The 12,293-nt window shown below is 29.8% G+C and carries 11 protein-coding genes and 3 tRNA genes; 9 read left to right on the forward strand and 5 right to left on the reverse strand.

Going from position 1 to position 12,293, the window contains the following annotated elements:
• Positions 1-4: 4 nt before the first annotated feature.
• Positions 5-1,333, reverse strand: coding sequence for an MFS transporter (locus VJY32_RS01465; RefSeq protein WP_353676100.1), 1,329 nt, complete (start codon positions 1,331-1,333; stop codon positions 5-7).
• Positions 1,334-1,593: 260 nt separating this feature from the next.
• Positions 1,594-1,681 (reverse strand) — tRNA-Ser (locus tag VJY32_RS01470).
• Positions 1,682-2,470: 789 nt separating this feature from the next.
• Between VJY32_RS01470 and VJY32_RS01475 the strand changes: the two genes are divergently transcribed.
• Together VJY32_RS01475 and VJY32_RS01480 are read left to right on the forward strand one after the other, a co-directional pair.
• Positions 2,471-2,559, forward strand: a tRNA-Ser gene (locus VJY32_RS01475).
• Between the two features lie 55 nt (positions 2,560-2,614).
• On the forward strand, positions 2,615-3,049 hold the full coding sequence (locus VJY32_RS01480) for a surface-adhesin E family protein (protein WP_353676101.1): 435 nt from the start codon (positions 2,615-2,617) through the stop codon (positions 3,047-3,049).
• Here VJY32_RS01480 and mtgA read toward each other — a convergent pair whose 3' ends face one another.
• Entirely contained in the window at positions 3,050-3,745 is a 696-nt protein-coding gene (gene mtgA, locus VJY32_RS01485; RefSeq protein WP_353676102.1) for a monofunctional biosynthetic peptidoglycan transglycosylase, read from the reverse strand.
• A 92-nt stretch (positions 3,746-3,837) separates the two neighbouring features.
• Here mtgA and VJY32_RS01490 point away from each other — a divergent pair, with 92 nt between their 5' ends.
• Both VJY32_RS01490 and rpmB read left to right on the forward strand, forming a co-directional pair.
• The gene (locus VJY32_RS01490; protein WP_353676103.1) at positions 3,838-4,326 is read left to right on the forward strand and encodes a ferritin; all 489 of its coding nucleotides are present in this window, start codon (positions 3,838-3,840) and stop codon (positions 4,324-4,326) included.
• A 73-nt stretch (positions 4,327-4,399) separates the two neighbouring features.
• Entirely contained in the window at positions 4,400-4,639 is a 240-nt protein-coding gene (gene rpmB / locus VJY32_RS01495; RefSeq protein WP_353676104.1) for a 50S ribosomal protein L28, read from the forward strand.
• 48 nt (positions 4,640-4,687) lie between these two features.
• Here rpmB and VJY32_RS01500 read toward each other — a convergent pair whose 3' ends face one another.
• The gene (locus VJY32_RS01500) at positions 4,688-5,815 is read right to left on the reverse strand and encodes a DUF6600 domain-containing protein (RefSeq protein ID WP_353676105.1); all 1,128 of its coding nucleotides are present in this window, start codon (positions 5,813-5,815) and stop codon (positions 4,688-4,690) included.
• A 148-nt stretch (positions 5,816-5,963) separates the two neighbouring features.
• Here VJY32_RS01500 and VJY32_RS01505 point away from each other — a divergent pair, with 148 nt between their 5' ends.
• Positions 5,964-6,593, forward strand: a complete 630-nt coding sequence (locus VJY32_RS01505; protein ID WP_353676106.1) for a thioredoxin family protein — start codon at positions 5,964-5,966, stop codon at positions 6,591-6,593.
• Here the strand turns inward: VJY32_RS01505 and VJY32_RS01510 are convergent.
• Positions 6,565-7,752 carry a TonB family protein gene (locus VJY32_RS01510; RefSeq protein ID WP_353676107.1) on the reverse strand — a complete coding sequence of 396 codons (1,188 nt, stop codon included), beginning with the start codon at positions 7,750-7,752 and terminating at the stop codon, positions 6,565-6,567. The two genes, VJY32_RS01505 and VJY32_RS01510, sit on opposite strands and share 29 nt — an antisense overlap.
• 152 nt (positions 7,753-7,904) lie before the next feature.
• On the opposite strand from VJY32_RS01510, the gene VJY32_RS01515 reads away from it, so the two are divergent.
• The 4 genes from VJY32_RS01515 (at position 7,905) to VJY32_RS01530 (ending at position 12,250) form a co-directional block, all read left to right on the forward strand.
• Positions 7,905-7,987 (forward strand) — tRNA-Leu (locus tag VJY32_RS01515).
• Between the two features lie 29 nt (positions 7,988-8,016).
• Entirely contained in the window at positions 8,017-9,318 is a 1,302-nt protein-coding gene (tig, locus tag VJY32_RS01520; protein WP_353676108.1) for a trigger factor, read from the forward strand.
• Positions 9,311-9,973: an ATP-dependent Clp protease proteolytic subunit gene (locus VJY32_RS01525; RefSeq protein ID WP_353676109.1), complete on the forward strand. Its 663-nt coding sequence runs from the start codon at positions 9,311-9,313 to the stop codon at positions 9,971-9,973. The genes tig and VJY32_RS01525 overlap by 8 nt, the downstream gene beginning before the upstream one ends.
• Positions 9,974-10,096: 123 nt before the next feature.
• Positions 10,097-12,250, forward strand: a complete 2,154-nt coding sequence (locus VJY32_RS01530) for a S9 family peptidase (RefSeq protein WP_353676110.1) — start codon at positions 10,097-10,099, stop codon at positions 12,248-12,250.
• The last annotated feature ends 43 nt before the right edge of the window (positions 12,251-12,293 follow it).

Raw genomic sequence — 12,293 nt, forward strand, 5'->3', positions numbered from 1 at the left:
TATTTTATAATTCCACTTTTTTCATTTGAGGAGCTAATAAATTAAAGATTATCCATGCACCTAAATAAGCTGTACCACAAATAATAAACATTATGTAATAACCTGTTTCAATTGTTCCTAATTCTTTAAAATGGTCTAATAAAACTCCAGCCAATCTTGATAACAATATTCCGCCAACAGCTCCAGCCATTCCGCCAATTCCAGTTACAGATGCTACAGCTTTTTTAGGAAACATATCTGATGTAGTAGTAAAAATATTAGCTGACCATGCTTGATGAGAAGCAGCTGCAAGTCCAATAATTAAAACAGCAAACCAATAACTATACGAGCCCAAAGCTTGAGCAAAAACTACAGGAACTACTAACAAAGCAAATATTAGCATTGCAGTTCTTCTGGCTTTATAAACAGGCCAACCTTTACCAATAAAATAACCAGAAAGCCAGCCACCAAAAATACTTCCTACAGTTGTTAATGTATAAACTACAGCTATTGGCAATGCAAATTCAGTTTTAGTCATTCCATACTGTTTATTGAGAAATGATGGCAACCAGAATAAATAAAACCACCAGATTGGATCAGTCATAAATTTTCCTATTACGAAAGCCCATGTTTGACGATATGTAAGTAATTTGAACCAGCTAACCTTTTCCTTATTTTGATTTTCAATAGCTTCATCCTTATCGCTATGAATATATTCAAATTCTTCTTTGCTTAACTTTTTATGTTTAGAAGGAATTTCATACATAGTAAACCAGAAAATTAGCCATATAAATCCAACTGCTCCAGTAATAATAAAAGCTTCTTGCCAGCCCCAAGCTGCAGCAATAAAAGGAACTGATAATGGAGCTATTATTGCTCCAACATTAGTACCTGAGTTAAATATTCCTGTTGCTAATGCTCTTTCCTTTTTAGGGAACCATTCAGCCACAGTTTTAATAGCTGCAGGAAAATTTCCAGCTTCACTTATTCCTAAAAATCCTCGTGCAACCATAAAACCTACGGTACTTTTAGCAAATGCATGTCCAACTGCAGCCAGGCTCCAAATAGTAAGTGAGAGTGCATAACCTAATTTTGTTCCAACTTTGTCGATAAACCAACCAACGACCAACATTCCCAACGCATAACAAAGTTGAAATACTATAACAATATTTGCATAATCAGTTTCTGTCCAGTTAAATTGTGGTTCAAGGTAATCATCCTTGAGAAGACTTATAACTTGACGATCGAGATAATTCACAGTTGTAGCAAAAAATACAAGAGCTAAAATAATCCAGCGATATTTTCCAATTTTGGATTTTACCTTGGGATTCGATGTGATTTCTGAAGCTGTCATTTTAACCTCTTAATTATTTTTTATAATGAAATACAGCTTTTTTATATCGTAAACTTTATCGATTACTAAATTATATAAAAATTATACTTATTCCAAAAGAAAATTATAATTAATAAAAATTTTATTTCTTTTCATTAACATATGACTAAGTCAAAAGAAGAATCTTTTCATTAAGCTAATCTTTATTTCTAATTGTGCGAATTTTTTAAGAGGTAATAAGTAAATGGTAATTTATCAGCAGATTAATTACTAAATCTTTGCGGAGAGAGTGGGATTCGAACCCACGGTACCCTTGAGGGGTACACACGCTCTCCAGGCGTGCCAGTTCAACCACTCCTGCATCTCTCCAAATTTTTAGAACTATAAAATTCAGGCGTGCCTGTTTCCGCCAAAAAGATGGGCGGACAAGCAACCACTCCTGCATCTCTCCAATTTTTTTAGAACTATAAAATTCAGGCGTGCCTGTTTCCGCCAAAAAGATGGGCGGACAAGCAACCACTCCTGCATCTCTCCAAATTTTTAGAACTATAAAATTCAGGCGTGCCTGTTTCCGCCAAAAAGATGGGCGGACAAGCAACCACTCCTGCATCTCTCCAAATTTTTTAGAACTATAAAATTCAGGCGTGCCTGTTTCCGCCAAAAAGATGGGCGGACAAGCAACCACTCCTGCATCACTTTAATTTACAGAACTAAAACGTAAAAGTTATACTTAATAATTATCTTCATAAAAAGATTGCAAACAAAAATCTAATTCTATTATATATCCCAATTAATGCTTACATTACTTCAAAAGAATTTAATTGTAAGCATAAAACTAAGAAATACTAAATAATTTTTTCAAATATTTATTGCAAATATAGAAAATGAATAATTACTAAAAAATTTTTTATAAATAAAATTTCCTGCCAAGAATTTATTTAATATGTTTTTTAATTTTGTATTAATAATTTGACGATATAAGTCATTTATTTAGAATGTTTATTTTTCCTAAGCAAGTTAATTTTTAATAATGTTAATTTGTGAATGAAAACTTTCCCAGTTCTTTTATAATAAGAATAGTTAGCAGGTTGGTTTTACGAAGACATCCCTTTGGAAAAATGTAGTGGTTTTGAAAATTTATAATTTAATTAAGAATATGGAGAGGTGGCAGAGTGGCTGAATGCGGCGGTCTCGAAAACCGTTTGGTGCAGTTTTGCGCCACGGGGGTTCGAATCCCCCCCTCTCCGCTTCCTTTTCGAAATAATTTTTTATTGATTAATTTAAACAATTGAGGGAGAGTTTATGAAATTTATATATACAACATTATTTATCTTATATGTAATAACAATTAACACTCCATCACAAGTATTACAAGAAGATTGGATTGAACTAAAAACTAAAGGGAATGAAAAAGTTTTTATAAACTCATCAAACATTATAATATCAAATGATGATATATATGTTTGGGTTTTAGAAAATCATTTAAAGCCAATTTCAATGGAGATGATTGATAAAGAAATTTATAAAACTAAAACTTATTACCTTCTTAATAAGGAATTAAAAAGATACAGCATTCTTCAAATAATTTATTACGACAAAAATAATAATGTAATAAAAAGTTATTCTTACAATTATAATGATAACGACATCAATTATAAGTATAGCACTCCAATTCTTGAGGGCTCAACCGTTGAAAGTATTTTATTGAAATGCCTTGAACTCCCCTCTAATAAATAATTACAAATTATTTTTTATAAAACTAATTCCACCTATTAAATCCATCTGTTCCATAATTTTATTTCTTCTATACAATAAATAATTACTTGGCTTCACTGGATTTCGTTTACGAGGATTGGGTAAAATTGATGCAATCGTAGCGGCCTCCAATTTTGTAAGCTTTGCTGGATTTTTTTTATAATATATTTTCGATGCACTCTGTATCCCATAAATTCCTTTTCCCATCTCTGCAATATTAATATATACTTCTAAAATTCTTTTCTTAGACCAAATTAGTTCAATTAATAATGTGTAATAAGCTTCCATAGCTTTTCTGAAGAAAATTTTTGATGGGAATAAAAATAAATTTTTCGCTGCCTGCATTGTAATCGTACTCGCCCCTCTTATTCTTTTCTTATGTTCATTTTCTTTCATTGCTTTTTCTATTTGAATAAAATCAAATCCAAAGTGTTCAAAAAATCTCTGATCCTCCGATGCAATAACAGCTAATGGAACATATAACGAAACTTTATCAATCGGTACTGGATTATATTTAATATCTTCACTGTTAAACAGCGAACTTAAAGAATTATCAACATAAGAATACATAAAGGCTGACGATGCCGGATTTATAAATCTAAATACAGTTAATATAAAAATAATCCATAATGTAAAAATCAAAAAAGTTTTTACAAGTAAGGCAAAGATTTTAACCATAATTTTATTTTTTAATGAACTAAAAAAAATTTTTTATGTTTGAAAGAGTAATAATTTATAAAATTAACTACAACTAAAAAAAGAGGTGTATTATGATTTCAAACAAAATGGAAAAGGCATTAAATGAACAATTAAATGCAGAATTATTTTCTTCATATTTATATTTATCTATAGCCGCTCATTTTGAAGCAAATAACTGGAGAGGTTTTGCTAATTGGATGAAAAAACAATCAGAAGAAGAATATGAACATGCAATGAAATTTTTTGAATTCATTAATGAAGTTGGAAAGAAAGTAACATTAGACAAAATCGAAAAACCTAAGTTAGAATGGAATTCTCCTCTTGAAGCTTTCGAAGAAGCATTAAAACATGAAGAATACATAACCAAAAGAATAAACGACCTCGTAAATTTAGCAATTGAAGAAAAAGACCATGCAACGAACAACTTTTTACAATGGTTCGTCAAAGAACAAGTAGAAGAAGTTTCAACTGTTCAAAAAATCGTAGAAACTCTGAAATTAATTGGTGACAGTACTGGAAATCTATTTATGCTTGACTACGAACTTGGCAAACGTGAATAATATTCTTCCATATTTTTTATTTTTAGATAAATTTGTTATGTTTGCATACAAAAAAAATTAAAATGGATAAATAATGGCTCGTAGATGTCAAATAACGGGTGTTGGTCCAGTAAGCGGTCACAATATCTCACATGCTCATAACAAAACTAAAAGAAGATTTTTACCAAATCTCCAGAAGAAAAGAATCTGGATTAAAGAACTTAATAGATTTGTGACAGTTAAATTAACGACCAGCGCTTTGAGAACACTCGCAAAAAACGGCACTGGAGAATTAGCAAAACTTATAACTGCTAAAAAAATTAAAGTGAGATAAAAGAAACCCCGTATAATCGGGGTTTCTTTTTGATTTCATTAAAGATTCCTATCTGTTTCTTTTTACGCTGTTGGAATTTCTTTCCTTTCTATCGTAATTCATTTTTCTTTCTGCATTTTCATTTTCTCTGGTTTTTGTCTCTTTAATATTTCTTTCCCTCTGCTTTTCAAATTCATCATGTCTTTCAAAAATTCGATTTTGATCTAAAGACTTATTTCTTTCGTTATTGTAATTTTTATCTGATTCTGGATTTCTTTTTTCTATATTAAAAATTTTATCTTCTCTATTGTCCCTTGGTCCAAAATTATTTTCATAATCATTTTTTCGGATGATTTCTCGTTCTGGCAAAATTAATTTTTCATGCTCAAGTGTTGTTTTTCTATCTGCTATTCTTAATTCAAAATTTCTATCATTTCTAATTTGATAATCTTTTTCTCCTAATCGATATGCATAAATTCTGTAATTATCTTTATCTCTTAATCTTCCAGTATTTTTATAATCATCAATGTTATTAATTTCATATTCCTTAATTCTAAATCTTGATTTTCTTTCAACGAAACTTTTATCAACCCCTGCATTAATGATTCTGCCATCACGATAATAATAATCATTTCGATATTTTGTTCTTTCAAATATTTCTGGTATCCGTCTTGAATCCACGACATAATATTTAGCATTGTGATTATAAAAATGCTCATATCTCACAAAGTTCCAGTATGAATAATTTGAACGCCAGCTGATTGTAAAATGAATACCTATATCAATTCTAAAATATGCATAAGGAGGTAATGGGGCCCAGCCAATATAAAAATCATCATAACGCCATTCGACCCATGCTGGTCCCCATTGATTGTCAGGTATCCAAATCCAACCATAATAATCATCATAATACCATCTACCATAATGATAAACTGCCCAGCCAAAAGGTTCAAACGAATCCCAATACCAACCATATTTTGTCCAACACCATCTTCCTACTAAATATGGTTTCCAATCAATTCGAATTTTTACAGGACGCCATACAACAATACCATCTTCAATTTCAATCCATTCTCCATAAGGTTTTAGTGAATAATAAAACATTTCATAAGAATGATGTCTTAATAATGGCTTAGCATTATGAGATGTATAAACTAACCCGATTAATATCAACAAATAAATTATTTTCCGTTTCATATTTCCTCCAGGGTTTTGTAACTTTTTTACAATAACTATACCAAAATTTTTTATTAGAAACTTATTATAAAAACAATGTGTTATTTAATATAAAGTTCATTAAAAAGGACATTTATTTTATTTTTGAATACAATATTTAGGAGTAAAAATGGTTCATCAATTCTTTTTAGAAAAAAGACCTCATAATGCTATGAAATATCAGGAATACATTGATTCATTAAAACAAAAAATTGAATTAATAAACAAAAATAATTTAACTGAATATGAAGGTATATCAGCTAATCTTCTTAAATTAAATTATCAACGGTCTACAAGAATTGAAAAAACTTATAAAGTGAATAAAGATTTATGTGAACAAATTAAAAAAATTCAGAAACCACAGTTGTGGTTGATACTTTCTGAACACTGGTGTGGAGATTCTGCTCAAATAATTCCATACATTTCAAAATTTGCCGAATGCAACAACTTAATTGATTTAAGAATTTTAGAAAGAGATAAAAATCTTGATATAATGGATTTATATCTAACTAATGGTACAAGAAGTATTCCTAAACTAATTGCATTTGATAATCATGGTAATGAACTATTTCAATGGGGAGCCAGACCAAAAGAAGCACAGGATTTAGTAAATAAATTAAAAGCAGAAGGAAAAACTAAAGAAGAATTTCTTGAGCAACTTCATATTTGGTATGCTAAGGATCAGGGCAAATCAATCGAAAAAGAATTTTATGAAATTATATTTAACTTAGTTAATCATTATAATCAAATGGAAAAATAATTTTGACTACTGCATCAACATCTTTATTCGATAATCTTGCAGGATTAAATTTTGTACGCATTAATGCAGATTCAACTGCTTCATCGCAGCCATATCCAATACCCTGTATTACTTTTGTATCTCGAACTATTCCAAATTTATCAATTGCTGCTTCAATTATAATTTCTCCTTTTAGTTTCAGTCTTTTTGCAATAAATGGAATTTCTAAATGGTCATTAATACTTCTTAATCCTCCGACGGGATAAGGGCATTCATCATAATTGCAAATTATCTCAGTCTTCTTTCTAATATCTTTATAGGTTTGATTTTCAGATGTCACTTTCGATTGGATATCAAATTTTAATGAAATATCCGTTTTTTCTACTTTGTTTTTTTCATTATTTAAGCCATTATTAAGAACAACCGTTTTATCAAATATTTTGAATTCCACTTTCAATGTTACTCTTGAAGGAACTACTTTTCCATCTTTTTGACCGGGTATGAATTTAGTTTTTTTAACTGCTTCTTCTGCTGCCTCGTTACAACCCAATCCCAAACCTTTAATCACTTCTGTATTGATTACATCCCCTTTTTCATCGATTGATGCAATTAAAATTACCTCCCCTTCCAATCCATACATTAATGCATGTTCTGGATAAATTAAATTATCCTGAATTGTTTTCATGCCACCAATTGGAATTGGACAAATATCAACATCACAGATTAATTCCTGCTTTTTCTTTTTAAGTAGTTCCTGCTGTCTGTTACCGGCAAGATATGATTCAGGCGGGGCAATATAATTTGGGTCATATTCAAATTTATTTGAAGATAAAAGTTTACCTTCTTCGTAAATATTAATTTCTTTTAATGCACCATTTTCATAATAAATTCGATGTGTCCCATCTTTAATTCCATCTTTAACATAAAACTCTTCTTTAATTAATCCACTTTCATAAAATTCGCGTACATATCCATTAAGTTTTCCTTTACTGAATTCTTTCATTAACTTTAAATTACCATTTGGATAATACCAATAAGAAGTTCCATCAAGTACATCATTTACATAAGAAATTTCATAATATAAATTCCCATCAGGGTAATAACTTCTAATAATCCCATTCTGCGGATAAAAAATTCTTACTGAAAACAATATAAATATTATAATTAGATGTTTTTGCATAGAACTCAAAAATTTTTAAAAAAATTAAACGATTTTTAAAATTAAATTTATATAAACCAAATTTTCGAATGTATAATGAACTTAATAACACTGTTAAAATCAAGTTTAACTTTTTGATATTTCTTAAGTTTTACATAATTTTGCAAGCCAATGCGAGAGTGGCGGAATTGGCAGACGCGCTAGACTTAGGATCTAGTACCCAAAAGGTGTGGGGGTTCGAGTCCCCCCTCTCGCACAGTATAATCAATAAATTAAGAGGTATAATTGGAATACAAAGTAAATCAACTCGAAGACTCAATTCAAGAAATCGAAGTCAATCTGACTTATGATGAGATACTGCCTGAAATCGAAAAGGCATATGAAGAAGAAAGAAAAAATATAACCATAGATGGTTTTAGAAAAGGAAAAGCCCCGCTTTCACTTATAAAAAAATTCTATGGTGATGCAATTGAATATGATGCAAGTGAAAAAATTGCTAATAAGCGATTCTGGGAAATTGCTGAAAAAGAAAACATTAACCCTATTAACACTCCTACATTAACACATATTGATTTTGTTAAAGGGGATAAACTTTCCTTCAAAATAAAATATGAAATTACTCCCAAAATTGAATTGAAGAACTATAAAAATCTTGAAATTGAAAAACCAATGTTCAAAGTAAAGGATGAGGAGATAGAAAAAGAAATAGAATATTATCTTGAGTCTAAAGCTCGTTTTGAAGAAGCTGAAAAAGTAGAAGATAATAATTATCGAATTACCGTTAACTTACAAAGAGTTGATAATTCAGGATTACCAATCATCGGACAAAAAACAGAAAATGTAATAATAGATTTAAGTGATCAAAGAGTTAATCAACAAATTCCTGAAAATGCAATTGGGAAAAAAGTTGGGGAAAAATTTCCATTTCATTTTGTAGATGAACACACTCATGGAGAAGAAATTCACCGTGAAGAATATCATTATGAAGCAGAAATATTGAAAGTAGAAAAGAAAATAATTCCAGAACCAACAGAAGAATTAATTAAAGAAATCACGAATAATAAAGCATCAAATCTTGAAGAATGGAAAGAGCTGATAAGAAAAAATCTAAATGAATATTATCAATCACAATCCGAAGAAATTTTTATAAATAATATTTTAAATGAAGTGGTTAAGAATAATGATTTTTCTCCTCCACCAAGCCTTGTTGAATCTTTGCTTAAAAGATTTGTTGAACAGGAAAAAGAAAATGCAAAAAGATATCGACAAAGCATTGATGAACAAGCAGCAACTGAATATTACAAACCAAGAGCTGAATGGAATGCTAAATGGCAGATTATTTTAGATAATATTGCAAAAACTGAAAACATAACTGTTGATGATTCTGATATTGAAAAACTTGCTAAAGAAGATTCAGAAAAAACAGGGATAAGTGTAGAAAAATTGATTAAATATTATAAAGATTCTTATAAACCATATATGCTTCTTGAAGAAAAGGTAATTAACTTCTTGAAAGAAAATACAAAAGTAAAAGAAATAGATGCAGAAAAATACTTAAAAGAAAAAAAGGGAAAAGGAGATGAATAATTTCTGGAATTTACACCTCTCAAAAAACTATGAAATATTTAATCAATTAGTTCCTTATGTTATTGAGCAGACAGGACGAGGCGAACGTGGGATGGACATCTTTTCACGCTTGCTTCGTGAAAGAATTATTTTTCTTGGAACAGCAATCGACGACCATATTGCAAGTCTGGTAATTGCTCAATTATTATTCTTAGAAGCAGAAGACCCTGAAAAAGATATTTTCCTTTACATCAATTCTCCTGGCGGAAGTGTTTCAGCTGGATTGGCAATTTATGATACAATGAGATATATAAGGTCAAAAGTATCTACAATATGTGTTGGTTTAGCAGCAAGTATGGCAGCAGTTCTACTTGCAGGAGGTGAACCTGGGAAACGCTCTGCTCTGCCACATTCCAAAATTTTAATTCATCAACCATGGGTTGGTGGATTACAGGGACAAACTACAGACATAGAAATTCACGCAAGAGAAATGATTAAAACTCGCGATACTATTTATAAAATCTTATCTGAACATACAGGAAAACCTTACGAACAAATAGCGAAAGATTGCGACCGTGACTATTTCTTATCCGCAGAAGAAGCAAAAGAATATAATCTTATTGATAATATTTTGACTCATCGTGCTGCACCAACTAATGAAAAGGATAAGAAATAATTACAAGTGAAAAATGTTAACCGAGTTAATAATTTTATAAAAAATTTTTTAGAGGGGTTTTGATAAACCCCTTTTTATTTTTATGTTCTTAAAATATTATAAACGATGTTCGAAGAGGAACTTATGAGCAAAATATCATTTCTCTTTTTGATTTCATTTATATGGGTAAGTTTTTCTTTCCCTCAAGATAATCTTTTAACTGTCGAAGATGTTGTTATTAATTCTTACACAAAATTATCCCCTGCTAATCTAAAACTACTTAACTGGATACCGAAAACAAACAGTTATGTTTATTTAGATACCAGAACAAATACTAATCTGTTAAAATGTTCGATAAAGTCTGATAAGCTTGATACTATTTTAACACTGAATGAATTAAACAAATTGCTTCAATCCCAAAACTTAACTGAAATAAATTCTTTCCCTTTAATTCATTGGATTGATAATGTTTCGTTTAATTTCTGGATAGATAATAAATTACTCCTTTATAATCTAAAAACTAAAAAACTTGCATTGGTTAATTCAATAGATGATAATGCAGAAAATAAAACTATAGCACCAAATTCAAAATATGTGGCTTATACAAAAGCGAATAATCTTTTTGTCAATCTTGATCCATCAAAAATAATTCAAATTACTTTTGAAAAAGATACAAATATTGTTTGCGGACAGGCAGTCCATAGAAATGAATTTGGAATCGAAAGTGGAATCTTCTGGTCACCTAATTCAAACTACATTGCTTTTTACAGAATGGACCAAACAATGGTTACTGATTACCCGATTATTGATATATCTTCTGTCCCAGCAAGATTAAAAAACATTAAATACCCTATGGCTGGACAAACTAGTCATAATGTTACTGTTGGAATTTTTGATATAAAAACAAATAAAACTATTTTTCTTAAAACTGGCGAATCATTAGACCAATATTTAACATGTTTAACATGGTCACCAGACGAAAAATATTTTTATATAGCTCACTTAAATAGAGACCAAAATCATCTTCAATTAAAAAAATATGATGCAAAAACAGGTGAACTAATAAAAATTTTATTTGAAGAAAAAAATGAAAAATATGTTGAACCTGAAAATCCATTATTATTTCTTCCAGATAATAATTCGAAATTTTTATGGTTTTCAAAAAGAGATGGTTTTAAACATCTTTATCTATATGACAGCGATGGAAATTTAATTCGCCAGGTAACAAAAGGAAGCTGGGAAGTTACAAACTTCATCGGATTTGACGAGTCAGGAAAACATATTTTAATCACTTCAACTAAAGATAGTCCGCTTGAACGTCATGTTTATAAAATTAATTTAGAAACTGGCGAAACAAAAAAATTAACAAGTGAACCCGGAATTCATACAATCATTCCAAATTTTAATCAAAACTATTTCTTAGACTCTTACACTAATTTAACAACACCAAGAATCATTAACTTAATTAATAAAAAAGGCGAAGCAATTAAAAATCTTCTTACGGCAGATAATCCATTAAAAGAATATAAAATTGGAAAAACAAAAATTTTCAGTATAAAAAATGATGAGGGTATTGAACTATTTTGCAGAATGATTTTACCCTCTGATTTCGATACAACAAAAAAATATCCTGTGATAGTTTATATTTATGGTGGCCCTCATGCTCAGGAAATTACAAATAGCTTTGGTTATGGAAGATACTTTTTATGGTTCTACATGATGGCTCAAAAAGGTTACATAATTTTTACACTTGACAATCGCGGTTCTGCAAACAGAGGTTTGGAATTCGAACAAGCTACTTTTAGAAGATTAGGGACGATTGAAATTAAAGATCAGATGAGCGGTATAAATTACTTAAAAACTTTGTCATATATCGATACTACAAGATTTGGTGTTTTTGGATGGAGTTATGGTGGTTTTATGACAACATCATTAATGCTTAGAACCAATAACACATTTAAAGTTGGTGTTGGAGGTGGCGCTGTAATAGATTGGAAATTTTATGAAGTAATGTACACTGAAAGATATATGGACACTCCTCAAGCCAATCCGGAAGGCTACAAAGAATCTTCATTATTAAATTATGTGCAAAATCTAAATGGCAAACTTTTACTAATTCATGGAACTTTTGACCCTGTAGTCGTTTGGCAAAACACATTAGCATTTGTTCAAAAAGCTACAGAGTTAAACAAACCTTTAGATTATTTCCCTTACATAGGTCATGGTCACGGTGTTACTGGAAAAGATGCACTTCATCTTTACACTAAAATTACTAATTATTTCCTCGATAATTTATAAGGGAAAAAATAATTACTTATTTTGATAAAAATGAATATATAAT

It is taken from the genome of Rosettibacter primus (assembly GCF_036860675.1).
In the GTDB taxonomy this organism is placed as follows: domain Bacteria; phylum Bacteroidota; class Ignavibacteria; order Ignavibacteriales; family Melioribacteraceae; genus Rosettibacter; species Rosettibacter primus.

Excerpts from the sequence above, each read along its gene's own strand:
- VJY32_RS01505 (WP_353676106.1), top strand. The coding sequence starts at position 5,964 with ATGGTTCATCAATTCTTTTTAGAAAAAAGACCTCATAATGCTATGAAA.
- VJY32_RS01525 (WP_353676109.1), top strand. The coding sequence starts at position 9,311 with ATGAATAATTTCTGGAATTTACACCTCTCAAAAAACTATGAAATATTT.
- VJY32_RS01465 (WP_353676100.1), bottom strand. The coding sequence starts at position 1,333 with ATGACAGCTTCAGAAATCACATCGAATCCCAAGGTAAAATCCAAAATT.
- VJY32_RS01500 (WP_353676105.1), bottom strand. The coding sequence starts at position 5,815 with ATGAAACGGAAAATAATTTATTTGTTGATATTAATCGGGTTAGTTTAT.
- rpmB (WP_353676104.1), top strand. The coding sequence starts at position 4,400 with ATGGCTCGTAGATGTCAAATAACGGGTGTTGGTCCAGTAAGCGGTCAC.
- mtgA (WP_353676102.1), bottom strand. The coding sequence starts at position 3,745 with ATGGTTAAAATCTTTGCCTTACTTGTAAAAACTTTTTTGATTTTTACA.
- VJY32_RS01530 (WP_353676110.1), top strand. The coding sequence starts at position 10,097 with ATGAGCAAAATATCATTTCTCTTTTTGATTTCATTTATATGGGTAAGT.
- VJY32_RS01490 (WP_353676103.1), top strand. The coding sequence starts at position 3,838 with ATGATTTCAAACAAAATGGAAAAGGCATTAAATGAACAATTAAATGCA.
- VJY32_RS01480 (WP_353676101.1), top strand. The coding sequence starts at position 2,615 with ATGAAATTTATATATACAACATTATTTATCTTATATGTAATAACAATT.
- VJY32_RS01510 (WP_353676107.1), bottom strand. The coding sequence starts at position 7,752 with ATGCAAAAACATCTAATTATAATATTTATATTGTTTTCAGTAAGAATT.